The sequence below is a fragment of the Acinetobacter sp. RG5 genome (assembly GCF_031844265.1).
GTDB lineage: Bacteria > Pseudomonadota > Gammaproteobacteria > Pseudomonadales > Moraxellaceae > Acinetobacter.
In genome coordinates this window covers 1-23,903 of sequence record NZ_JAUZUV010000003.1, presented here as the reverse complement: position 1 = coordinate 23,903, position 23,903 = coordinate 1, and the positions used below count along the sequence as shown (strand labels likewise).

The following is a 23,903-nucleotide window of genomic DNA, read 5'->3' as shown; positions in this document are numbered from 1 at the left end:
TCAAAAAAGCGCCTGACGGCGCTTTTTTTTTCTTATAGGTATTAGGCTGTTTTACGTAAATCTTTACGCAGGATTTTACCTACGTTTGATTTTGGCAATTCATCCATAAACTCGACATAACGTGGACGTTTATAACCGGTCAGGTTTTCTTTAGCGAATGCTAAAACTTCTTCTGTGGTTAAAGACGGATCTTTTTTCACGACAAACAGTTTTGGCACTTCACCTGATTTTTCATCAGGCACACCAATCGCAGCCACTTCCAGTACTTTTGGATGAGTTGCTACAACTTCTTCAATCTCAGATGGGTAGACGTTAAAACCAGACACTAGAATCATGTCTTTCTTACGGTCTACAATTTTCACATAACCACGTGAATCCATGACACCGATATCACCGGTACGGAAGAAGCCATTCACCATGACTTTTTCAGTTTCATCCGGACGGTTCCAATAGCCTTTCATGACCTGAGGACCACGGATTGAAATTTCACCTTGCTCACCCAGTGGAACTTCATTGCCTTCATCATCCAGAATAGCCACTTCAGTCAATGGTAATGGAATACCAATAGTGCCACTGAATTCTTCAGACGCAGGTGGGTTTGCTGTTGCCACCGGAGAAGTTTCAGACAAACCATAGCCTTCAACGATATTGGTTCCGGTAACTTTCTTCCATGCTGCTGCAGTAGAAGGAAGTACCGCCATACCGCCGCCCATCGCCATTTTCAGTTTACTATGATCAAGTTGCTTAAACTCTTCATTGTTTACCAGCGCATTGAAAAGTGTGTTCACTGCCGGGAAGAAAGTCGGCTGGTATTTACGTAGCTCTTTCATCACCGCAGGTAAATCACGCGGGTTTGGAATCAGAACATTCGCCTGACCTTTGTACATACCGTAAAGTGCGCATACCATGAATGCAAAGATATGATAAAGCGGCAAAGCACAGAAAATACGGTCATCTGGCTGACCATCTTGCGCACCAAATTTACTCTGGAAGATGCCGTCACACTGCAGCATGTTCGCAACCAGGTTACGATGTGTCAGTTCAGCGCCTTTAGATACGCCTGTGGTACCACCTGTGTATTGAAGAACTGCTGTATCGCTAAGGGTCAATTCAGGGCGTTTATAGTTACTTGGATTAACTTTAGATAACGCCGCATTAAATCTCACATGGCCTGGAATATCCCAAGCTGGAATTTGCTTGCGCACAGAACGCAAGACAAAATTTACCAACGTTCCTTTCAAGGCACCCAGCATGTCACCGACAGAAGCGACCACGACATGCTTCACTGGTGTTTTACCAATAATCGCTTGATAAACAGAAGCAAAGTTTTCAATAATCACCAGTACTTCAGCACCTGAGTCATTCAATTGATGCTCAAGTTCACGCGATGTGTAGAGTGGATTCACGTTGACCAATACCAAACCTGCGCGGAACACCCCAAGTGCCACAACCGGATACTGAAGAACGTTTGGCATCATCACTGCCACACGTGAACCTTTTGCCAACCCCAAGCTTTGTAGATAAGTTGCAAACTTACGGCTCGCCTCTTCCAGTTCATTGAAAGTCATTGCCTTATCCATAAAGATAAAGGCATCACGCGAGCCGAATTTTTGGAAATTACGCTCAAAAATATCTACTAGAGAAGTATTTTCTGCTGGTAATTCTACTGTTTCTGGAATCCCTGTTTTTTGGTATTCAGCAAACCAAATTTTTTCCATAATGGCCATCTCTCCAATCATAATCCTTAGTATTTCAACTGTTTTTTTCAATATCACACGCCATTTTTAGACTTGTATATGTGCGATATTGCATCCATCTTGTTGAATCGTTGTTCATATATAACGTATTTCGCAGGATGGATGCTAGTCTTATCTTTGAATCAACAGTTTATTTGCTTTTTGATATCCGCGTGGTAAAAGCTGTCCTTTTGCACCGCGCTTGCCGATATATTTGCGCAAATCATCCCCTTTTAATTTTAACTGCTGTTGTCCTGCAAGCACTTGAATTATTTCATCAAGCTTCAATAGTGTCATGGACAAAATTTGATCACCATCTTCAAGTTGTATCAATTTATTTCCTTTACCTTTGTTCAATACAGGTAATTCTGCTAAATCGACAATCAACAGACGTCCTGCTGAACTGAGCAGTGCAACATGTGTAGCATCTTCGAGCGGCTGCAGGTTCATGACCTCTGCCCCTTCAGATAAATTCAGGAAAGCTTTTCCGGCTTTGGCACTGGTATCCAGCTGCTTGGCCTGGGTTTTAAAGCCATAGCCTTTGTTGCTTGCTGCTAGAATTTCAGTTTCATCCTCTGCCACCAGAACCTGTTTAAAACCTACCCCGCTGCCTGGAGACAGTTTTGAACTGAGCGGTTCGCCCAGACCACGCGCAGACGGCAACGTATTGATGGCCAAGGCATAGCTACGCCCAGTGTCATCTAATACATAAACGCGTTGGTTGGATTTGCCCTGTGCATGACTCAAGTACTGATCACCGGCACGGAAATTCAGATTTTCTGCATCGACTTCATGACCTTTGGCACAGCGAATCCAGCCAGCTTCTGATAACACCACTGTTACAGGATCGGCCGGCAACATTTCATTTTCATTAATTGCCGCCGCTTCAGCGCGCTGCACGATTGGCGAACGGCGATCATCACCAAATTTCTTGGCATCGTCTTTCAGTTCAGCAATGATCAGGTTTTTTAAAGATTCTGGATTGGCCAGTTGTTCACGAATTACTGCCGCTTTTGCTTCCAGTTCTTCCTGCTCACGGCGCATTTCCATTTCTTCAAGCTTGGCTAAATGACGCAATTTTAGTTCTAGAATCGCTTCGGCCTGAATCTCGTCAATATTAAAACGCTGCATCAAAACTGGTTTTGGCTGATCTTCTTCACGAATAATCTGAATCACTTCGTCAATATTCAGATAAGCAATGATCAGACCGCCGAGAATATGTAGGCGTTTTTCGATCTTGTTCAGATGATATTGCAGACGGCGTGTTACCGTGGTTTTACGGATTTCAATCCATTCCAGCAAAATACGACGAATTGATTTCACCTGTGGACGGCCATCGGCACCAATCATGTTCATATTGACACGATAACTGGATTCCAGATCGGTGGTGGCAAACAAGTGACTCATCACCGATTCGGCATCAATACGATTCGAACGCAGGACAATAACCAAACGGGTGGGATTGGCATGATCCGATTCATCCCGTACATCGCTGACCAAAGGCAGTTTCTTGGCCTGCATCTGATCGGCAATCTGAGTGATGATTTTGGAACCTGACACCTGATACGGTAGTTCCGTGATAATAATTTCGTTTTTATCGACGCTATAGACCGCACGCATGCGATAACTGCCACGACCTGTGGTCTGAATTTTTAACAGCTCAGCAGGCGGGGTGATAATTTCGGCTTTGGTCGGCAAGTCTGGCGCAGGAATATATTCTGCGATTTTTTCATCGGTCAGGTTCGGATTACGAATTAGCGCAATCGTCCCTTTGACCACTTCACGCAGGTTATGCGGTGGAATGTCTGTGGCCATACCGACAGCAATACCAGTGGTGCCATTCAGCAAGATGTTCGGTACACGGGCTGGCAAATTCACCGGTTCTTTCATCGAACCATCAAAGTTGTCCTGCCATTCACAGGTGCCCTGACCCAGCTCAGACAGTAATAGTTCACTGTACTGGGAAAGCTTGGCTTCGGTATAACGCATCGCTGCGAAAGACTTTGGATCATCGGGTGAACCCCAGTTGCCCTGTCCCTCAATAAACGGGTAACGATAACTAAAGGGCTGTGCCATCAGCACCATGGCTTCATAACAGGCCGAGTCACCATGCGGATGGTATTTACCCAATACGTCACCAACAGTACGTGCCGATTTCTTCGGTTTGCTGGTCCATTTCAGGCCCAGCTCACTCATGGCATAGACAATCCGGCGCTGTACCGGTTTCAGGCCATCGCTAATATGAGGGAGTGCCCGATCCATAATCACGTACATGGCGTAATTCAGATAAGCTTGTTCGGTAAATTCTGCTACGGAGCGGTTTTCTGTCGCATGATGCGCAAGGCTTGTCATAACAACCTATAGTCCTAAATAATTCGTTTTTGTATCAATGTTTCTTATGCTAAGTCGTGGCTGTAGATGAAACAAGGGCATCAAATCGTTCAGCGCGACAATTTGTGTCTTATGGCCTAAAAATATCCACTTTATAGGCCCTAAGCAACTAAAAAATCATTCCCTTTATAAGCCCATCGATTCGAGGGTCTTGCCTTTGGTTTCTTCACCCAAGACCAGAATCACAATCGCGACAGCGACCAGAACTGCCGTAAACATGGTAAAGACATAGCTAAAGCCATTCGGCATACCCATCAGATGGGTTACAGCAAAAGGTGCCGCGATACCGCCAATCCGGCCAACAGCCCCGGCCCAGCCTGAACCAAAGGCACGGATATTGGTCGGATATTGTTCCGGCGTATAAGTATAGAGTACGCCCCAGGCGCCCAGATTAAAGAAGGACATCAGACAGCCCCAAATCACGATTTCAGTAACACTACCCGACTGGCCAAAGAAATAGGCCGAGATCGCGCACATGCCAATAAAACCGGCCAGAGTCGGCTTACGACCGAGTTTTTCAACCAGCCATGCCGCCACCAGATAACCGGGCAACTGCGCCAGAATCATAATCAGCACATATTCAAATGACTGTACGATGCTATAGCCTTCTTTGACCAGTAAGCTTGGCAACCAGGTAAAAATGCCATAATAAGAGAAAATAATACCGAACCAGATCAGCCAGAGCATGAGCGTACGGCGCGCAAAGATACCCGACCATAGCTGGGAAAATGAAATATGCTGCTTCTCTGCGACTGGTTTCACTTCAAAAATTTCATAGACTTGAACGCCACATTGACGCTCAATCTTTTTGACCAGTGCCGAAGCTTCCTCTATACGACCACGGTTAATCAGGAAAGGAATAGATTCCGGCACCATTTTCCAGATCACGATGGCATACAGTGCAGGCAGACCACCGATCATGAAAGCGGTTTGCCAGCCAAAATCAGGAATGACAAAGCGCGATACTAAAGCTGCAACTAACCAGCCCAGCCCCCAGAAGCTTTCCAGCAAGACAATAAAACGGCCACGCACATGTGCAGGAATATATTCACTGACCAGCGTTACGGCCACGGGTAACTGACCACCCAAGCCTAAACCAACGATAAAACGGAATACCAGCAGCCAGGTCAGATTCGGTGCAAAAGCACAAGCTGCAGTGGCCAGGCTATAAATGACCAGGGTCGCAGCAAAGACAGTTTTACGGCCAAAACGGTCTGCCAGACCACCTGAACAAATCGCCCCGATCGCCATGCCAACAAAACCGATGGATACCACCCAGCTTTTCTGATCGGCAGTCATCTGCCAGTCTTCAGCCATTTTTGCCAGGATAAAGGAAATCAATCCGGTATCCATGGCATCAAACATCCAGCCCAGCCCAATCACCACCAGCAAGGTATAGTGAAACTTACCAATCGGTAAGCGTTGTATGCGAGAAACTAAATCCATAACAAAAATCTCTGATCAGGTGGAACGGGAGATGCTGCTTTCTCAACAGGTGGGCTACTTTATATTTTTTATACTACGAATTGTGCCAAATACGGTTATTTTTATTACCGCATGCAACAAGATTAACCCTCAGGATTCGTCTTTGGAGGATGCCGAGTGTTCATCATCTTCTTTATAAATGAATTTTGGCATTTCCAGACCAAAATAGATGGCGATCAGACGTAAGCTAAAACCAAAAATCAGGGTAGAAATAATCGTCAGATCCTGCGACAAGCCGTAGTGGCTACAGAGCCAGTAAAAGATCACTGAAACAAAGGCAATACTGGCATACAGTTCACGGCGGAACACCAGCGGCACGTCATTACATAAAATGTCACGCAAAATCCCGCCAGACACTCCGGTCAAAACACCCGCGACGGCGCTGACCACAAAACCATGTCCCATTTCCAGGGCAATCTGGCAGCCAATAATGGTAAAGCCAATGAGGCCCAAGGCATCCAGCACCAGGAAGACATTACGTAACTGTCGCATCCATTTGGCAATCAGGATAGTGACGAAGGCTGCGCAACAGGTCAGCACCAGATATTCGGGATGTTTGACCCAGGTCAAGGGATAATGTCCAAGCAGAACATCGCGGACCGAACCACCACCCAGTGCAGTAACACAGGCAATAATCATCACGCCAAACCAGTCCATGCTGCGCCGGCCAGCGGACAGTGCACCGGTCATGGCTTCAGCGGTAATTGCAATAATATAGATGACGGTCAGTAACATCGCCCTGCTTCCACCTGAGGCTTTGAGATGGCGGCTATTCTAAGCTAAATCTGTGTGAAAGTTATAAGAATCCGGCACAACATTGCTTAAATTTTTTCCCCGAGCCACAAATACAGGCCTGTTTCATGGTGATGCTCTGGTCTGTAGTCGGATCCAGGAAATACCAGCGACCTTCAAACTTCACAAAATGCGAAGCTTCATGATGCACCTGTGCCTGCTTGCCATCATGATAATGTGCCTTAAACTCGACTAAGGCATGATTTTTATCTATTTTTTCATTGGCTTGAACAATTTCAACTTTTAACCACTGATTGGCTTTACTCCAATCACTAATCGCTTGCAGGTCCAGCGCCTGTTGCTGACCCAGCGCAGTCGTGGTTTTGATATAATCGATTTCATGCTTGGCGAAGGCACTGTAACGGGAACGCATGAGTTGCTGTGCAGTCTCTGCGATCTGTTTTCCTGCATGCAGCGGCTGACAACAGCTGTGATATTCGCCTTGTCCACATGGACATGCTTCTGACATTTTAGTTCCATAAAAATAGCCCGACAATGCGGGCTATTTTAGCAAACTTTAAAGACCAAACATGACTAGAGTCTAGTCCTGTGCAGGAAGCTGCGGAATGATATGCACTTTGTCGATCTTATGACCGTCCATGGTGACGACCTCAAAGATATGCCCGTCTGCTTCAAACTTTTCACCGCTATGCGGTAAACGTGCCATATGGAATAACACATAGCCAGACAAGGTTGAATATTCTTCGGTTTCATTGACCAGATCACGATCCAGCAGCAACGAAACATGACGAATATCAGTGGAACCATCCAGAATCAGGCTGCCATCTTCCAGGCTTTCTGCGGCAGCTTGCAGCTCATCTTCATCCGGAAATTCACCGGCAATTGCTTCAAGGATATCAATTGGCGTGACAATCCCTTCAATCGAACCATATTCATTCAGGACAATCGCCATTTGCAATGGAGCCTGACGCAATTGCTCCATCACCATCAGTACCTGGGCATTTTCATGCACGATCACCGGTTCACGTAAGTGCTTTTCAAAATCCAGCACCCCGGTTTCAATGTATTCATTCAGGACTTTATGGGTCAGTACCACCCCGGCAATATTGTCCAGTTCACCACGTGCAACGATCAGACGTGAATGACTCATCTGCAATAACTGTTCTTTGATACTGTCAGCATCATTGTCCAGATCAATCCATTCTAGCTCAGGACGCGGTGTCATCACTGATTTGACCGGACGTTCAGACAGACCCAGTACGCCCTGTACCATGACACTATGATAGATGCCATTGTCATCATTAAAGACTTCATCGGCAAAGGCACGGGTTGCCAGAACATCTTCCGGTTCAGAAGAATCATTGTCCTGAGCAGGTTTACCACCCAGCATCCGCATCACTGCTGAAGCAGTACGGTAGCGCATATCCGTAGTAGTCACCATTTTTTCCTGATTGCGTTTCATGGTCTGGTTAATAAATTCGACAATCACCGAGAAACCAATCGCAGCATACAGATAGCCTTTCGGAATATGGAAACCGAAGCCTTCGACCACCAGCGAGAAACCGATCATCATCAGGAAGCCCAGACACAGAATCACTACGGTCGGATGCCTGTTGACGAAATCCATCAGGGCTTTGGATGCCCAGAGCATAATCCCGATGGCAATAATCACGGCAATCATCATGACTGACAGGTCTTTAACCATGCCAACCGCAGTAATCACACTGTCCAATGAGAAAACGGCATCCAGCACCACGATCTGGACAATCACCATCCAGAATACTGCATGGACCGGATTTTCTTCTTTGATGACCGGTTTGGCTTCCAGACGCTCATGCAGTTCCATGGTGCCTTTAAACAGCAGGAACACCCCACCAAACAATAGAATCAGATCTCGACCTGAGAAAGCATGATCAAAGATGTGGAATAGTGGATCAGTGAGGGTCACTACCCAGGCAATCGAGGCCAGTAAGATCAAACGCATCAGCAGGGCCAGCATTAAGCCGACAATCCGCGCCGTATTACGCTGTTCTGGTGGCAGTTTCTCCGCCAAAATGGCAATAAAAACCAGATTGTCGATCCCGAGTACAATCTCAAGAACAATTAATGTGAGTAAACCGACCCAGGCTGAAGGATCCGACATCCATTCAAAGATCATACGCTTGGCTCCTGAAACTCAGGACTGCAGCATTGAATGAACCGAGACTGTAATGAAACAGCATAATATTTTTGATATTGAACAATACCAATTACTTGACGGCGATTTATAGAGTTACACGGCCAACTACCACTACCCATTTTCGTTCTATTGTTGTGAAACCAATTTTTAGTATAGCAAGATCAAATCGAAATTCACCCTTTTTCATGGCTGTTTATCGATGAATTTTGCCTGGCTGTAATGCAGTGAAAATGCAGCTGCTCACAGAATTGTCATATTTATTAATTAAGCTAGAGTCACAAGAAAGAAAAATGATAAGGTGAAGAAAATAAATGCAAAGCGTAATTCAAATGACAGATTATTTTAAAGACAACTCCCCAAAAACAACTCGCCCTCTAGTGGCACTCTATTGTGGTTCACGTGCAGGCAACAAACCGGTTTATTTAGAAAAAGCCATTCATCTCTCGCAAGGACTGGCAGAACATGGTTTCGGACTGGTCTATGGTGGCGCCAGTATCGGCCTGATGGGACAGGTCGCGGATGCCATGATCCAGCACGGCGGTGAAGCCGTTGGGGTGATTCCCGAATTTATGCTGGATTATGAAATTGCCCATAACCAGCTCACTGAATTACATGTGGTGACCAGCATGCATCAACGCAAGGCTATGATGGCTGAGCGGGCCTGTGCCTTTGTAGCACTACCGGGTGGACTGGGCACGTTTGAGGAAATTCTGGAAATTGCCACCTGGGGGCAGCTGAACCAGCACCAGAAACCGATGATGCTGTATAACGTGAATGGTTTCTATGATGCCTTGATTGCACAGCTGGACCGTGCGGTCGAAGATGGTTTTTTACCGCCACAGCATCGCGCCAAACTGATCATTTGCGAACACGAAGAAGAAATTTATACAACTTTAACCAATTTAGGCCATCCGCAAAGATTTGTGGTTTAAACCGTTCCAATTAAGAAAAAAGCGAGCACCTGGCTCGCTTTTTTATTGGATTTTTAATATCAGGACTTATTGACCATAATTCGTCACAAAGTCATAAAACATCGGCAAAGTTGTTGCCAGAATGACCGACATGGCCAGACCGAACATCAGTTTCATGGCATCTGCACTGACATTACGTGAAGTACGATGTTTGTTGACTTCATCCAGAATCATCGACATGGCAAATTCACGACCTGCGAGTAATCCCAGGAATACCCAGGTGGTACTCATTGGAATGTTGCTCCACTCTTTAAAAACTAACAGGATAATGGCATACATGAAGTCGATAATCGTTGCAGCACGAATGTCGGTCACACCGGTTTTGGTGTCGACAATGTTTTGGATAGCCCCGCCACGTTGATACAGAATCACACCCAGCAAGACTACGAATACCGTAATCGCAAACATCAGGAATTCAAACGGCACCTGACGTGGCACATACACGAAGATGTTAGCCAGATCCTGAATCAGCCATTGGCTCCACAGGAAACCGGTAGAGACCCATTGCAAGCCCATCCAGACCTTGGAGTGTTCCTGATGACGTGTCTTGGCAAAATGGCGTGCCAGCTGCTTGACCACAAAACGATAGATGACAATCGCCACAATAAAGGCCACGGCGTAGCCCATCATCGATTTGACCATCATCGAGCCTAAGCTGGCAGGAGAGAAAATCGTAAGCACCAGGAAGGTGGTACTGACTGGAATCCCGTATCTGGTTAGTAGTAACAGGAGAATTGGCGGCACAATATACAGCCAGGTAATACCACCTTCAGGGAAAGGAATCGTTTCTAAACGACCGTATGAGGCATCACCCACCCCAGATGCATACCAACCATAGACCAATACGACAATTAAAATTGAGCTGATATAAATCCACAACACCCACCATGGGCGATGTGAATTCGAAGAAATAAATGTCCCTAGGGTTTGAGGTACATCATTTCCGACAATAGAGTAAGCGGCTAAACAAAAGCCGATCACCATCAAAATCTCGATTGTCATAAAAACAAACCTATACGCGAGGAGATTTCAGCATTGCTGAAAAGTTGGCCCAAGATTATGACGGTTTTATTTCATTTTAATGACAAAAATGTCATATATGCGGTCACCTTACAAAAAAGAGCACCGAAGTGCCCTGAGTCTAAAAGCTTTTGGTTACTTGAGATTTAATTGATAAATCGTGGTGCTGCCACTGACTTCATGGCCGACCACCAAGAGTGGTTTCTTATTCGGGGAGTCTTTGGCGGGGATAAATACCAAACCTTCCGGTCCTAAATCACCGGCTTGTCCCATTTCAATCTGCGCTGTGGTTGCTTTAAAATCACGTGAATTAATATATTGCACGAAGATTGGTGATGCAGGTGTAGACACATCATAGACCATGATGCCACCGACACGCTCCAGCCCAATAAAGGCAAAGGTTTTTTGACCAATCTGCCCCAAGGCCACCCCTTCAGGTTCCGGCCCTTTATTGTCACTGCGATTATCCAGTCCGGCTTCTTCATGATTAAAGTTGAAAATCTCAGGATGATGTTTGGCAATATACTGCTCAAACTGATCGCCCGAATCCCATACCAGTTCTAAACCGGTCTGCTGATCATTTTCCACCCAGATACTGACCGAGCGTGTACCAAAGCTATATAAATGATCATAGACCAGATTGCCCCGTTCATTCAGTTTGGCTGTACCATCGGCATTTTTTTGATAGCCTTCGGTCCACGTAATATTTAAACGGCCCAACAGATGATCTTCACGGCAGTCTTTGGCATCCCCTACAATAGCACCGCAGTAGGCAAAGTTAGTTGGATTGAGTTCTGCACCTTTGGCCAATACCCGAAGATGAGCTGGTAAATCATCACCCAGACGGCGGTCAAAGCCTTTAGCATGCACCAAGTGTTTCACCCGCCATTCTTCTACAAAGCCTTGGCTGGTATCGTTATTGAAATATGCAGGATTGTTTTCACCCCAGGCACGGGCATCGCCTTCATTGGCAGACACAATATAGGTTTTACCCGCGACCTCGAAACTTGCAATCGCATCTGGCATATATAAGCCACGGACATTGGCCCAAGTTTGAATATCGATTTTGCCTTTACCCTCGACACCATCCGCATCGCTGACATCCATACCATGACCCTTCATGCCATGATCTTTAAAGCCAAATGGATAAACAGCGAGCACCTTGGCAGAAGCCACATCAATTTTGGCCAAGGCATTGTTTTCCTGTAAGGCAACCCAAGCAGTTTTTCCATCTTTTGAAACAGTGATGTACTCAGGTTCAAAATCCTGAGCTGTGCTGGCCTTTGGTCCGAAAATGCGGATGCCCTGTTCACGCAATGCTGCTTCCCATCCATTAAAGGCCTTAAAGTCTGCTGTACGAACGATCGGGGCTTTTAAATTGGCCAGACTAATGACAGACACTGAACCTTCTGGATCGACCTGATAATCATCAGAAGGCTCGCCTTCATTGGCCACCAGCAAGCTTTGACCATCCGGTGTGAAAGTCAACATGTCCGGCAAGGCACCCACCTGTACGTGGGCCAGCTTACTCAGGTCTTTGGCCTGATATAAGGCCACATAGCCAGGATCGGTTTTCACAGCAGCCTGAATCGCAATGGCGACAATGCCATTATGTACCGCGACACTGTTGACCTCAGCCTCTGGCGCAATGTCATCGACCGTGATAGATGTTATTTTTTTCGGCTGATCAGGTTGACTTAAATCCAGTACATCCAATACGCCTTCTTTGGCATTGACCACGAATAGGCGTTGACTCTCGGCATCAAAGGCCGGAATTTCTGCTGCACTTTGCGCAAACATACCCGATTCATAAGCAGCTAATTTGCTTAACTCGATCGAGTTCGGTGTAGCCTCGACGATTGGAACCGGTGTTTCATTTTCATTCTCACTTCCACATGCCACCATCCCCACAGCCAGCATGGCCACTATCAAAGACTTTAATTTTAATTTCATTTTTTTGTTGATCTATCATGAAGAATTCGTGACCAATTTATAACCAGAGCATTGCAGTGCCATGACAGATCGGTTGCAGTTCCTTGACACAACACTGCTATAAAAGTTGAAACGCTTTATATACGACAGACTCGGCTGATTCCTTTAAACTATTAAAAATTTTCAGTTTTCCAGAATTATGAATGCCACGCCTACGCATCAAGCCTTAGATCCCGAGTTTAGATTGTTGGTCTTGTTGGTCTCGATTGGCTTTTTCATGCAGGGGCTGGATACCACCATTATTAATACCGCCTTACCTGCAATTGCCCAAAATTTGCAGGAAGATCCGCTACGCATGCACAGTGTGGTCGTGGCTTATGTGCTGTCTGTGGCGGCCTGCATTCCCTTAAGTGGCTGGCTGGCAGACCGGTTCGGGGTCAGAAATACCTATTTTGCTGCGATTATTATTTTCTCTTTGGCCTCTTTGGGCTGTGCCTGGTCAAGTAGCCTGAATGAATTATTGGTGTACCGGATCTTTCAAGGGATCGGTGGTGCATTATTGCTACCGGTCGGCCGTTTGGCGATGCTGAAGATCATTCCCCGTACCCAATTTCTGGCCGCCATGAGTCTGATGAGTCTGGCCGGTCTGATTGGTCCGTTGATTGGCCCGACCCTAGGTGGCTGGATGGTCGAATATCTGTCCTGGCACTGGATTTTCCTGATCAATCTGCCGATTGGCTTGCTGGGCGCACTGATTACCTTTAAGGCCATGCCGAATGTACTTGAACCTACAGTCGCCCATTTTGATTATTGGGGCTTTATCTTGCTGGTCGTGGCCATGGTGGGCCTCTGTCTCGGAATTGAAAATTTTGCCAGTCCACACAACTCGCTGTGGTGGAGCCTCAGCCTGATTCTGGCCGGTTTATTGGCCACCCTGATTTATGCCTATCATTCACATACGCATAGCAACGCGCTGTTTCGCAGCCAGCTGTTTAAAAATAAAATTTATGCGATTGGCATTTTGGGTAATTTCTTTGCCCGTCTCGGCGGCAACTCGATTCCGTTTTTATTGCCTCTGATGTTGCAAGTCGCATTCGGTTTTGAACCTTTTATTACCGGTTTATTGATGATTCCGACTGTGCTCGGTTCGCTGGCCTCCAAACCGATTATCCGCAACATCATTCAGCGTTTTGGCTATCGCCGTGTCTTGCTGGTCAATACTTTGCTGGTGGGTCTGTGTATTGCCAGTTTTGCCCTAACCACAGCGGAAACCCCTATCTGGCTCCGTGCGATTCATTTCTTTATCTTCGGCATTTTAAATTCACTGCAATTCGTGTCGATGAATACCCTGACCTTAAAGGACTTAAGCCAGCAGGATGCCAGTAGCGGCAACAGTTTCCTGTCGATGATCATGATGCTGTCGATGAGTATCGGGGTGGCACTGGCAGGAACACTGGTGAACATGCTGAGTGCCTATTACGGCGCCGACAATCTGGTGGCTGCTTTTCATGTGTCACTGATCTGTTTAGGCTGCATCAATATTATTGCGGCCTATATTTTCTGGCATATTCCTAAAAATACCCCGGTTTGATGCGCTATATTCACTTTGGGCTGATTGTAAGTTTTAGGCTAAATCACATATAGGCAAGGACTGAAAATGCAAAAAAATCAGGCTCCGAACAGAGTTCATAAATCGCTCTTGATTGGGCTGGGCATACTGATCACTGTGATTACGATCGCCATGGTTTATCTGTGCCTGATGAAAGCACCGTCTGCCCATGCAGCCGATTATCCTATTCAGGGTTTTGATGTATCGCATCATCAAAAAGAGATTCAGTGGCAGCAGATTTCGCCTGAAAAATACCGTTTTGTTTATCTGAAAGCCACTGAAGGCGGCGACTTTAAAGATACCCGTTTTCAGGAAAATTGGTTGAAAGCACGTGAACGCGGCTTTTTGGTCGGTGCCTATCATTTTTACCGGCTCTGCCGCGATGGCAGCATTCAAGCCCAGAATTTTATTGACTCCGTACCCAATAAACCGGATGCCTTACCGCCAGTAATTGATCTGGAATATGACAGCAAATGCATCAATACCTATTCTAAAGAGCAGCTTTTAAACGAAATTCAGGTGATGCACGATGCCCTGAAAAAGCATTATGGCAAGCAGCCGATTTTCTATATTTCTAAAGCTTTTTATAATATTGTACTGGCAGGACACTTTCCTAACGTACCACTCTGGGTACGTGAATACAAAGGTCTGCCTGATTTAAAAGATCAGCCTAAATGGACGTTTTGGCAACATACCAGTCAGGGGAAAATTCCCGGTATTACCACACCGGTAGACCTGAATGTTTTTTATGGCTCAGAACAGCAATGGCTGGATTTTCTCAAAAAGAATGCAATTGTAGTACCTTCATCTGAGAATAAAGCGAAATAAAGCTAATCGCCTGAAAACAAGTTCTTTATAAAAACAACAAGGAAATAAAAAGATTGAAATGGATAAAAGGCATTTTACTCGGTCTGGTGATTCTACTCCTACTCATCGCGGGTATGCTGGCTTATCTGTTGCAAGCTTCGGGCAAGGTTAGTGACTTTAAAGCGTGGCAGCCGCAAACCGGTATATCCGTTCACGGGCTTACAGTCAAATTTTTTGGTGTGTCCACCCTGTTACTCGATGATGGCCACGATCAGATCCTGATCGATGGTTTCTTTAGCCGGCCATCTTTGCGGCAAGTAATTACTCGACCTATTCAAAGTGATAAGCTGCTCTTAGAACAACTGGTACAATGCCATGAATTGAGCCGAACCCAAGCCATTCTGGTCAGTCATTCTCATTATGATCATGTTCTGGATGTCCCGGCTTTACTAGAGATGCTTCCCGAAACTGCTGTGGTCGGTTCGCCGAGCACCCTGAATATCGCCCGGGCAAATCCCAAAGTTACTCCACAGCAATTACAGCCGATTAAGCCTGGGCAAGTACAGCAATGGGGACATTTCCAGACCACGGCAATTCCCTCACAACATACCCCGCCCACAGCGATAAATGATGATTTAGGCGAAGAGCTGCTGCGGCCTTTAACTCTTCCGGCTAAATTTTCCGAATTTAAGGAAGGTGGCAGTTTCGACTACCTGATTGAGCATGCAGGACATAAAATTCTGGTCAAGGCCAGTACCGGATTTATTCCAGAGCAATTGCAGCATCTGAAAGTCGACACCCTGTTTTTAGGCATTGCCCAGCTTTCCAGACAATCCGATGCCTATCAGCAGCAATATCTGGCTTAAACCCTGAACCTCCTCAAGCTCAAAGTGGTGATTCCGGTGCATTGGGATGATTTTTTTCAGCCGTTAAACCAGCCGCTGCAATTTTTACCCCGTCTTGCCGATGACACTCCAAAAAGTTTGCAACTTCTGATTCAGGCTGCCGAGACACAAGGGACAAAAGTCATTCTGCTCAGCGGACCGCAACCCTATTTACTCAACTCAGCCTTCGCTTCCCAATCCGATTAAAGCCCCTTAAGATAGCGAACATGCGCAAAATTATTCATCTCGATATGGATGCGTTTTATGCCTCGGTTGAGCTGCGTGAACGTCCAGAACTGAAAGACTTACCTGTGGTGATAGCCTCGCATCATCCTCGGGCGGTGGTCGCGGCTGCCTCCTATCCGGCACGGGTTTATGGCCTGCGTTCTGCCATGTCCATGGGGCAGGCGCGCAAACTGTGTCCTCAAGTTATCGTGATTGAGCCAGATTTTGCCAAATACCGGCAGGTATCGGCACAGATTCATCAGATCTTCCAACAATATACTTCCCTGATTGAACCACTGTCTCTAGATGAAGCCTTTCTGGATGTCACAGAAAATTTAAAACAAATCCCAAGTGCTACCGAAGTCGCCATGCGAATTCGCGAGGATATTTTTCAAGCCACCGGATTAACTGCTTCTGCTGGTGTAGCGCCCAACAAGTTTCTCGCTAAAATTGCTTCGGACTGGCACAAACCGAATGGCATCTGTGTGATTAAGCCGTCACAAGTACAGCGTTTTATCCAGGATTTGCCACTGAAAAAAATTCCCGGCGTCGGAAAAGTCACTCAGGAAAAACTGAAAAGCCTGAATCTAGAAACTTTAGGCGATTTACAGCAAATTGATGAAGCCTTGCTGATTCAGCATTTTGGCAAATATGGCCGGCGGCTATTTTTGTATGCTCAAGGCATTGATGAACGACCGGTTGAGGTGGAACGGGAGCGCCAGCAAATTTCCAAAGAAACCACTTTTGATGATGACCTTCATCTAAACCAATGTCGCCCCTATTGGGAACCTTTACTTGGACAAGTATGGCAAAGCCTGCAAAAGAAACAGCTTTCGGCTCGCGGCGTTACGGTCAAATTAAAACTCAAGAACTTTCAGGTGATGCAACACAGTAAAAGTTTTAAACAGGTGCTGCGTAGCCCACAGGAATTAGCCCAAGCCTTGGACTTACTGCTCGACGACCTGCATATTGCTCCGCAGATGCAATTTCGGCTGATCGGCGTCGGCGTGTATCAGCTCAGCGTCCCCGAAACTGAAACCCAGTTATTGCTACTCTAAACCTTTTTTGATCATGTTTTAGGCATCAGTTTAAAAATACGGCAACTTTGTTTTTACATTTTGATTTTTTAGAGTACTCTATCTGCGCAATGCATTATCCATGTATGTGCCGAGATGCTGAAAATCACCTTTACTTTCAGCATGATGTCCTGTGATTAGCGTGACGATCAAATCCGAATATTACAGGGCAACTCTGATGTAACTCATGGAATCCCCTCCTGCATGTCTTCTGTAAATTCTTCTATTGTTCAAGAACAACGCGCACGTAAAGCTGCGTTATCTAGTTTTGTTGGTGCTGTTGTCGATTGGTATGATTTTCTCCTTTACGGCATTGTTGCAGCCTTAATTTTTAAAGATCAGTTTTTCCCCAGTATTGGCGAGAATATGGGCACCCTGGCGGCACTAGCCACATTCGGGGTCGGCTTCCTGTTTCGTCCATTAGGTGGTGTGGTATTTGGTCACTTTGGTGACAAGCTCGGCCGCAAGAAAATGCTGGTACTTACGGTAGTCCTGATGGGAATTTCCACGGTCGGGATTGGTTTGCTGCCAAATTTTGAAGCGATTGGCTGGTGGGCACCGGTACTGCTGGTGTTTTTTCGGGCCTTGCAAGGCTTTGCTGTCGGTGGTGAATGGGGCGGTGCAGCACTCATGGCCGTAGAAAATGCGCCAAAAGGAAAAAAGGCCTTTTACAGCAGTGGCGTTCAGGTCGGTTACGGCGTCGGTCTGGTTCTGGCGACCGGTGCAGTCTCCATTATTATTGCGACACTGGGTGAAGAAGCTTTTGCGGACTGGGCATGGCGTATTCCCTTTTTAGCCAGTATCGTGTTGATCGGCATTGCCATGTGGATTCGCCGTGATCAGGATGAATCTCAGGAATTTGTAGAAAAGGTGGTGAAAGCTGATCATCAACCAGAAAAGCTGCCGATCTTGCAAGCGATTAGCAAACATCCAAAAGCTTTCTTTTATATCATTGCCTTACGTCTGACTGAATTGCTGACCATGTATCTGGTTACCAACTTTGCCCTGAACTATTCCACCAGTAACCTGGGCATGGACAAACAGTTCTTTCTGAATATCACCCTGATGGTCGGGGCCATTAGCTGTTTCAGTATTCCCTTCTTTGCCTGGCTGGCGGATAAATTCAATCATCAGAAAATGTGTGTCTGGGGTGGTTTGATTGGTGCGCTTTCAGCCTTTCCATTCTTTATGGCGCTCGATGCACAAAACACCTGGATGATTATCATGGGGGCAATTTTACTGGCGAACGTCGCACACGATATGGTGGTCAGTGTCCATCAACCGATTTTCACCTCCCTGTTTGGCACAGAATACCGCTACAGCGGTGCCGGAGTTGGCTATCAGGTGGCGAGCATCATTGGGGGTGGTTTTACCCCATTTATTGCAGCGGCACTGGTGATTTGGGCGGATGGTTCATGGCATTATGTAGCCATCTATCTGGCGGTGGGTTGTCTGCTGACTGCACTGGTCGCAGCCCTGATGCCCAAAACTCAGGATGAACAACATGACAGTTGAACGTTTACACGTCTCGAAACGCTTTTCGGAAATTGCTATTGCCGGTAATCTGGTGCATCTTGCCGGCCAGCTGGCCACAGATGTCGAACTGGATATTAAAGGGCAAACCCAACAGACTTTAGATATTATTGACCAGTTTCTGGCAGATGCCGGCACAGACAAAAGTCACATCATGTCGGTAACTATCTATTTGAAAGATATTGAAAAGGATTATGCAGCCTTCAATGAAGTCTGGGATGCCTGGGTCGCTGATATCGAAGCCCTGCCTCGTACCTGTGTCGAAGCAAAACTCTATGATCCACGGGTATTGGTCGAGCTGACCGTCGTGGCGGTTAAACCGGAATAATGTTTCAAGATCGATACTCATAAAAAAAAAGCATGCTTCTGGCATGCTTTTTTGTTTTAACCGACTGCTTTAATTTTACTGCGCTCTAAATCCGAATATAAATAATATTTTTTCAGATCATTGCTAACTGTATATTTGGGCATTTTCTGCATTTGCGCTTGCTCCTGCAAGAAGTCCTGGCGCAACTGATAATATTCCGGCACATCCTCGTAGCGAATCACCCGATAACCGGCCATGGTTAGTAATGCATCCTGAAAACCCGTCTGCTGGGGACGCTTTAAGATTAAGGGATCATCCACTCCCACCACGGCCAGAATCTGGTGCTGTTGGTCCAGAATTACAAAATCTGCAGTCAGGTTGCGGTACTTATGTCGAGTCCGGTTAAATTTAGTCGTCATTAAGGCATCATAGGAAACATGTGCCAGAATAATGTATTCAGGTAATACTTCTCTCAGGCGAGTGAAGGTCAATTGCTCATTCAGGTTAAAAATAGCACGCTGCTTTAACGCGCTGTCTTGTGGTTTGGAATTATTTCCGAGCTTTTTCCATGCCATGAGCACGACACAGAAGAGCAGGAAACTCCCAATCATAATATAGGTGGTCATGCCTAAATCCTTGCATTCTTATAATCATTTTTGTTTTATTGTTGTGCAGTATAAACCCACGCTTTATTTTAAATAGAGCTAACAACTAATCTGTTTAAATACCCATACAACTGGTATCAAAACTCGATTCTGTGTTACCTAAAGTGACATCTCTCTGGATGCCAATGAAAGTGGATTTAAAGTACTGATAATGCACTCTAAAACATCCATGGAATTGATCGCAATACATATCTGCCCAACTGTAGGACAATTCCGACAAAGTGTTATTTTTATATCACTTTTTTAAAGAACTTAATGCAAATAATATATTCTTTTACACTTTCAACGAACAAGCTCAGGCTACGTTACTTTACCCAAGAGCTAAAAAAAGACACCGAAGTGTCTTTTTATTAACTTAATTATGCACGTGATTTGGGCTTCGCTTTAGGCTTTGGCCCACCAAACGGTTTTTTGGCATCGCCTGTTTCACGCGGCGGCAAACCTGTGTGCTGGGTCAGAATTTGCCCACGTTCAGGACGTTTCTTGGTATTTGAAGGACGAGACTGAGCTTGTGCAGCCTTGCTACGATTCCCTTGCTCACCAGTACGTTTTTGCGAATCACCGGCAACCGTCGAGTTTTTCTTACGCGCCGATTGATACTGACCGTCTGCACTGCCTACAGGCTGATAAGTCGGAATCAAATGCTGTTTCGAGTTACCAATCAAATCCTGACGACCCATTTCTTTCAGGGCTTCACGCAGTAAAGGCCAGTTGTTTGAATCATGATAACGCAAGAAAGCTTTGTGCAAACGACGACGCTTCTCACCTTTCACAATGTCAACATTTTCAGTATAACGCGCCACTTTCGCCAGCGGGTTTTTACCCGTGTAATACATAGTAGTTGCAGTCGCCATCGGTGATGGATAGAAGGTCTGTACCTGATCGGCACGAAAACCATTCTTCTTCAACCAAATCGCCAGATTCATCATGTCGTAATCGGTGGTGCCCGGATGCGCCGCGATGAAGTAAGGAATCAAGTATTGTTCCTTACCGGCTTCTTTACTGTAACGATCAAACATTTGCTTGAAGCGGTCATAGGTACCAATACCCGGCTTCATCATTTTATTGAGTGGACCTTTCTCGGTATGTTCAGGCGCAATTTTTAAGTAACCACCGACATGATGGGTGACAAGTTCTTTGACATATTCAGGGTTTAAAACCGCAAGGTCATAACGTAGGCCTGAACCAATCAGAATTTTTTTAATGCCTGGTAAAGAACGTGCTTTACGATATAACTGCGTCAATGGCGCATGGTCGGTATGCAGGTTTTGGCACACGCCCGGGAATACACATGACGGTTTACGACAGTTCTTTTCAATCTCAGGATCTTTACATGCCAGACGGTACATATTGGCTGTTGGGCCACCCAGGTCCGAGATAATGCCAGTAAAGCCTGGAGCCGTATCACGGATTTTTTCCACTTCACGCAGAATTGATTCTTCAGAACGGTTCTGAATAATACGACCTTCATGTTCCGTAATTGAACAGAAGGTACAGCCACCAAAACAGCCACGCATGATATTCACAGAGAACTTGATCATGTCGAATGCCGGGAAACGTGCATTGCCATAAGCAGGGTGCGGCAGACGTGCATAAGGCAGGTCAAACACGTAATCCATTTCTTCGGTAGTCAACGGAATTGGCGGTGCATTCAACCAGACATCACGTTCACCATGCTTTTGCACCATGGCACGCGCATTCCCCGGATTGGTTTCCAGATGCAGAATACGGTTGGCATGTGCATAAAGCACTGGATCTGCAGCAACTTCTTCAAAAGCAGGCAAACGAATTACGGCCAATTCGCGCGGCGGCAACTTATGTTTAATCGCTTTAGAAGCCGGTTGCAGTTGCACAATTTGCGTATCAGGATCTAAGTCATCCCCTGCTCGCACAATCGGATTGGCTACATGTTCTTTTTGGAAACCTTGGTACTGGCTAGAATCCTTCCCTTGTTCAATCTCACAACCCTCGATATCTTCAGTCATGACATAAGGGTTAATAATTGGATCAACACGGCCAATCGCATCCACATCATTCGATGCAATTTCCACAAATTTGGCTTTAGAGGCACGGTTGTGTTTATTCACAATAAACGCTGTACCGCGAACATCAGTAATCTCGTGAATTTTCTCGCCACGCGCCAGACGATGCATAATTTCAGTGATTGAACGCTCACCATTACCGTACATCAAAAGATCGGCTTTCGAATCCATCAAGACTGAACGACGGACTTTGTCTGACCAGTAATCATAGTGTGCAATACGACGTAACGATGCTTCAATACCGCCGAGCAATACCGGTACATCTGGATAAGCTTCACGAACACGCTGACAATACACGGTTGCCGCACGGTCTGGACGTTTGTTTGGCTGGTTGTCTGGTGAATAGGCGTCATCAGAACGGATTTTACGGTCAGCCGTATAACGGTTGATCATAGAATCCATATTCCCTGCTGTTACACCCCAAGCAATATTCGGTTTACCCAGAACGCGGAACGCATCCACGCTGGTCCAGTCTGGCTGTGCAATAATGCCGACACGGAAGCCTTGTGCTTCTAGGGTACGGCCAATAATGCCTGAACAGAAAGATGGATGATCGATATAAGCATCGCCACAAACTAAAATAAAATCACAGCTGTCCCAGCCGAGTTGATCCATTTCCTCGCGTGACATCGGCAAAAATGGCGCAGGGTCAAAACAAGACGCCCAATATTTGTCGTAATCAAACAACGCTTTTGGCGCAGTCTGCATGGTATAAGCAGTAGACATGGCTAGCAATTCTCGGCTGGCAGATGGTAGGAGATCTAAAAATAAGATCAAAGATGAAAGCCGATTATTTTACCATGAATCAGCTCTAGCTTGCTTGATTATAATTTATACAAAATCAGAGACTAACTGAATCACGCTTTATTTATCACTTGAATCTAAAGTTTAAATATATCAAAAAAGAAATTTATTTTATTTATGAGGAGAAAAGCTTGGAAATAATCTCTAATTTGAACGGAGTTTTAAACTAAATGACAAACCAGTCAATAATAATGCGGCAATAAACACAGTTAATCCTATCCAGCCATAGTTCTCCCACACCAATCCGCTTGAGCTCCCCCACACACTTGAACCCAGGTAATAGCAAAATAAATACAGCGACGAACCGACTGCCCGATACTGTAAGGACTGGATCGACACCCAGCTACTGGCAGTCGAATGGGCAGCGAAAAAAGAAAAAGTAAAAATCAGCAATCCGATAAAAACAATAACCAACTGATTGATCAGCATCAGCGCCAAGCCCACAAGCATCATCAGGATCATGGCTGCCAATATATTGAATTTGCCATAATGCCGTCCCCAATGTGCTGCTCGAGGGGAGCTATAAATACCAGCCAAATAAGTAATTGAAATCACGCCAATCCAGACATGAGATAACTCAAATGGCGCTTGGATCAAGCGATAACTCAGATAATTAAATACCGAGACAAAGCAGCCCATCAAGATAAAACCTTGCAGGAATAAAACCCGAAGTTTCGGATCAGCCAGATTGTGTCTAAATGAGTTTTTAAAACGATTGAGCTTGATTGGATAGGCTTTAAAATGTTGCGAAGCGGGTAATAGGTAATAAAATAAGCCTGCAATACAGAGATTTAAAATACCAATCAACAAAGTAGCAGATTGCCAAGAGATAAAATCAACTAAAACTCCGGCAATTAAACGCCCTCCCATACCACCTATCGCTGTGCCAGAAATATATAAGCCCATGGCAAAACCGATATCTTTTTCTGCAATTTCTTCCCCGATATAAGTCATCGCGACCGCAGCGACACCACTGACTGTCAATCCAATCATTACTCGTGTGGTCAGAAACACGGACCAGATCGGCAATATTGCACTTAATAGTAATAATACTGAGACTGAAAATAGAGACCAGACCATAATCGGCTTACGACCAAATCGGTCCGAGATCAGCCCAGTAAAAATAAGACCAACTGCCAAGGCAATGGTAGAAAAAGATAAAGGGAAACTGCTTTGAGTCGGGCTGACCTGGAAATAATCAGCCAGAATCGGCATCATGGGCTGTACGCAATACAGTGATGAAAAAATGGCAAAGCCAGCAAGAAATAAGGAAAAAAGCACTGCTTTAAAAGCAGAAGAGCCATATTCAATATGGCTTGAAGATGAATTTGAGGACATATCCGCTCCATAGACCGGTTCAGTATACGCCTCTCAATTTTGTTTTTATGTGATGTTTCAGTCGAAATAGCACATAAACAACTGTTATTTGACTAAAATCCCACGCATAAAAAAAACACCCCCGGCCTTATGGTCGGGGGTGTTTA

17 protein-coding genes and 1 pseudogene are annotated in these 23,903 nt (G+C 45.6%); 7 read left to right on the top strand and 11 right to left on the bottom strand.

Annotation, left to right across the window (positions count from 1 at the left end; genetic code table 11):
• Nucleotides 1-41: 41 nt before the first annotated feature.
• The 6 genes from Q9R21_RS04185 to Q9R21_RS04160 form a co-directional block, all read right to left on the bottom strand.
• Nucleotides 42-1,718: a long-chain-fatty-acid--CoA ligase gene (locus Q9R21_RS04185; RefSeq protein ID WP_004644897.1), complete on the bottom strand. Its 1,677-nt coding sequence runs from the start codon at nucleotides 1,716-1,718 to the stop codon at nucleotides 42-44.
• 150 nt (nucleotides 1,719-1,868) lie between these two features.
• Nucleotides 1,869-4,088: a DNA topoisomerase IV subunit A gene (parC, locus tag Q9R21_RS04180; RefSeq protein ID WP_311203781.1), complete on the bottom strand. Its 2,220-nt coding sequence runs from the start codon at nucleotides 4,086-4,088 to the stop codon at nucleotides 1,869-1,871.
• 165 nt (nucleotides 4,089-4,253) lie between these two features.
• Nucleotides 4,254-5,573: an MFS transporter gene (locus tag Q9R21_RS04175; RefSeq protein WP_311203780.1), complete on the bottom strand. Its 1,320-nt coding sequence runs from the start codon at nucleotides 5,571-5,573 to the stop codon at nucleotides 4,254-4,256.
• Between the two features lie 129 nt (nucleotides 5,574-5,702).
• A complete protein-coding gene (locus Q9R21_RS04170) occupies nucleotides 5,703-6,347 on the bottom strand; it encodes a trimeric intracellular cation channel family protein (protein WP_004732549.1) in 645 nt (214 codons plus the stop codon).
• 61 nt (nucleotides 6,348-6,408) lie between these two features.
• On the bottom strand, nucleotides 6,409-6,873 hold the full coding sequence (locus Q9R21_RS04165; RefSeq protein WP_311203779.1) for a YchJ family protein: 465 nt from the start codon (nucleotides 6,871-6,873) through the stop codon (nucleotides 6,409-6,411).
• Nucleotides 6,874-6,945: 72 nt separating this feature from the next.
• A complete protein-coding gene (locus tag Q9R21_RS04160) occupies nucleotides 6,946-8,523 on the bottom strand; it encodes a TerC family protein (RefSeq protein WP_311203778.1) in 1,578 nt (525 codons plus the stop codon).
• Nucleotides 8,524-8,855: 332 nt separating this feature from the next.
• Here Q9R21_RS04160 and Q9R21_RS04155 point away from each other — a divergent pair, with 332 nt between their 5' ends.
• The gene (locus tag Q9R21_RS04155) at nucleotides 8,856-9,476 is read left to right on the top strand and encodes a TIGR00730 family Rossman fold protein (protein ID WP_004732555.1); all 621 of its coding nucleotides are present in this window, start codon (nucleotides 8,856-8,858) and stop codon (nucleotides 9,474-9,476) included.
• Nucleotides 9,477-9,542: 66 nt separating this feature from the next.
• On the opposite strand, the gene Q9R21_RS04150 is transcribed toward Q9R21_RS04155, so the two are convergent.
• Together Q9R21_RS04150 and Q9R21_RS04145 are read right to left on the bottom strand one after the other, a co-directional pair.
• Nucleotides 9,543-10,517 (bottom strand): hypothetical protein, encoded by a 975-nt coding sequence (locus Q9R21_RS04150; RefSeq protein ID WP_005248449.1) that lies wholly within the window; start codon nucleotides 10,515-10,517, stop codon nucleotides 9,543-9,545.
• A gap of 153 nt (nucleotides 10,518-10,670) precedes the next feature.
• Entirely contained in the window at nucleotides 10,671-12,488 is a 1,818-nt protein-coding gene (locus Q9R21_RS04145; protein WP_404976558.1) for a choice-of-anchor I family protein, read from the bottom strand.
• A 178-nt stretch (nucleotides 12,489-12,666) separates the two neighbouring features.
• Between Q9R21_RS04145 and mdtD the strand changes: the two genes are divergently transcribed.
• The 6 genes and pseudogenes from mdtD to Q9R21_RS04115 all read left to right on the top strand — a co-directional run bounded on the left by mdtD (nucleotide 12,667) and on the right by Q9R21_RS04115 (nucleotide 18,929).
• Nucleotides 12,667-14,058: a multidrug transporter subunit MdtD gene (gene mdtD / locus Q9R21_RS04140; protein WP_195725454.1), complete on the top strand. Its 1,392-nt coding sequence runs from the start codon at nucleotides 12,667-12,669 to the stop codon at nucleotides 14,056-14,058.
• A gap of 66 nt (nucleotides 14,059-14,124) precedes the next feature.
• The gene (locus tag Q9R21_RS04135) at nucleotides 14,125-14,904 is read left to right on the top strand and encodes a GH25 family lysozyme (RefSeq protein WP_004644887.1); all 780 of its coding nucleotides are present in this window, start codon (nucleotides 14,125-14,127) and stop codon (nucleotides 14,902-14,904) included.
• Nucleotides 14,905-14,957: 53 nt separating this feature from the next.
• Nucleotides 14,958-15,974: pseudogene (locus Q9R21_RS04130) on the top strand (MBL fold metallo-hydrolase).
• A 20-nt stretch (nucleotides 15,975-15,994) separates the two neighbouring features.
• Nucleotides 15,995-17,050 carry a DNA polymerase IV gene (gene dinB, locus Q9R21_RS04125; RefSeq protein ID WP_005248454.1) on the top strand — a complete coding sequence of 352 codons (1,056 nt, stop codon included), beginning with the start codon at nucleotides 15,995-15,997 and terminating at the stop codon, nucleotides 17,048-17,050.
• A gap of 222 nt (nucleotides 17,051-17,272) precedes the next feature.
• Nucleotides 17,273-18,583, top strand: a complete 1,311-nt coding sequence (gene shiA, locus Q9R21_RS04120) for a shikimate transporter (RefSeq protein ID WP_311203777.1) — start codon at nucleotides 17,273-17,275, stop codon at nucleotides 18,581-18,583.
• Nucleotides 18,573-18,929 (top strand): RidA family protein, encoded by a 357-nt coding sequence (locus Q9R21_RS04115; protein ID WP_005101539.1) that lies wholly within the window; start codon nucleotides 18,573-18,575, stop codon nucleotides 18,927-18,929. The genes shiA and Q9R21_RS04115 overlap by 11 nt, the downstream gene beginning before the upstream one ends.
• Before the next feature lie 56 nt (nucleotides 18,930-18,985).
• Here the strand turns inward: Q9R21_RS04115 and Q9R21_RS04110 are convergent, their stop codons facing one another.
• The 3 genes from Q9R21_RS04110 to Q9R21_RS04100 form a co-directional block, all read right to left on the bottom strand.
• The gene (locus tag Q9R21_RS04110; protein ID WP_005108423.1) at nucleotides 18,986-19,534 is read right to left on the bottom strand and encodes a DUF2726 domain-containing protein; all 549 of its coding nucleotides are present in this window, start codon (nucleotides 19,532-19,534) and stop codon (nucleotides 18,986-18,988) included.
• A gap of 398 nt (nucleotides 19,535-19,932) precedes the next feature.
• Nucleotides 19,933-22,341, bottom strand: a complete 2,409-nt coding sequence (locus Q9R21_RS04105; RefSeq protein WP_004644879.1) for a YgiQ family radical SAM protein — start codon at nucleotides 22,339-22,341, stop codon at nucleotides 19,933-19,935.
• Nucleotides 22,342-22,563: 222 nt separating this feature from the next.
• Nucleotides 22,564-23,757 (bottom strand): MFS transporter, encoded by a 1,194-nt coding sequence (locus tag Q9R21_RS04100; protein ID WP_071851097.1) that lies wholly within the window; start codon nucleotides 23,755-23,757, stop codon nucleotides 22,564-22,566.
• Nucleotides 23,758-23,903 lie beyond the last annotated feature (146 nt).

Excerpts from the sequence above, each read along its gene's own strand:
- Q9R21_RS04105 (WP_004644879.1), bottom strand. The coding sequence starts at position 22,341 with ATGTCTACTGCTTATACCATGCAGACTGCGCCAAAAGCGTTGTTTGAT.
- Q9R21_RS04160 (WP_311203778.1), bottom strand. The coding sequence starts at position 8,523 with ATGATCTTTGAATGGATGTCGGATCCTTCAGCCTGGGTCGGTTTACTC.
- Q9R21_RS04145 (WP_404976558.1), bottom strand. The coding sequence starts at position 12,488 with ATGAAATTAAAATTAAAGTCTTTGATAGTGGCCATGCTGGCTGTGGGG.
- Q9R21_RS04155 (WP_004732555.1), top strand. The coding sequence starts at position 8,856 with ATGCAAAGCGTAATTCAAATGACAGATTATTTTAAAGACAACTCCCCA.
- Q9R21_RS04185 (WP_004644897.1), bottom strand. The coding sequence starts at position 1,718 with ATGGAAAAAATTTGGTTTGCTGAATACCAAAAAACAGGGATTCCAGAA.
- Q9R21_RS04175 (WP_311203780.1), bottom strand. The coding sequence starts at position 5,573 with ATGGATTTAGTTTCTCGCATACAACGCTTACCGATTGGTAAGTTTCAC.
- shiA (WP_311203777.1), top strand. The coding sequence starts at position 17,273 with ATGTCTTCTGTAAATTCTTCTATTGTTCAAGAACAACGCGCACGTAAA.
- Q9R21_RS04100 (WP_071851097.1), bottom strand. The coding sequence starts at position 23,757 with ATGTCCTCAAATTCATCTTCAAGCCATATTGAATATGGCTCTTCTGCT.
- Q9R21_RS04165 (WP_311203779.1), bottom strand. The coding sequence starts at position 6,873 with ATGTCAGAAGCATGTCCATGTGGACAAGGCGAATATCACAGCTGTTGT.
- Q9R21_RS04135 (WP_004644887.1), top strand. The coding sequence starts at position 14,125 with ATGCAAAAAAATCAGGCTCCGAACAGAGTTCATAAATCGCTCTTGATT.
- Q9R21_RS04170 (WP_004732549.1), bottom strand. The coding sequence starts at position 6,347 with ATGTTACTGACCGTCATCTATATTATTGCAATTACCGCTGAAGCCATG.
- dinB (WP_005248454.1), top strand. The coding sequence starts at position 15,995 with ATGCGCAAAATTATTCATCTCGATATGGATGCGTTTTATGCCTCGGTT.
- mdtD (WP_195725454.1), top strand. The coding sequence starts at position 12,667 with ATGAATGCCACGCCTACGCATCAAGCCTTAGATCCCGAGTTTAGATTG.
- Q9R21_RS04110 (WP_005108423.1), bottom strand. The coding sequence starts at position 19,534 with ATGACCACCTATATTATGATTGGGAGTTTCCTGCTCTTCTGTGTCGTG.
- Q9R21_RS04115 (WP_005101539.1), top strand. The coding sequence starts at position 18,573 with ATGACAGTTGAACGTTTACACGTCTCGAAACGCTTTTCGGAAATTGCT.
- parC (WP_311203781.1), bottom strand. The coding sequence starts at position 4,088 with ATGACAAGCCTTGCGCATCATGCGACAGAAAACCGCTCCGTAGCAGAA.
- Q9R21_RS04150 (WP_005248449.1), bottom strand. The coding sequence starts at position 10,517 with ATGACAATCGAGATTTTGATGGTGATCGGCTTTTGTTTAGCCGCTTAC.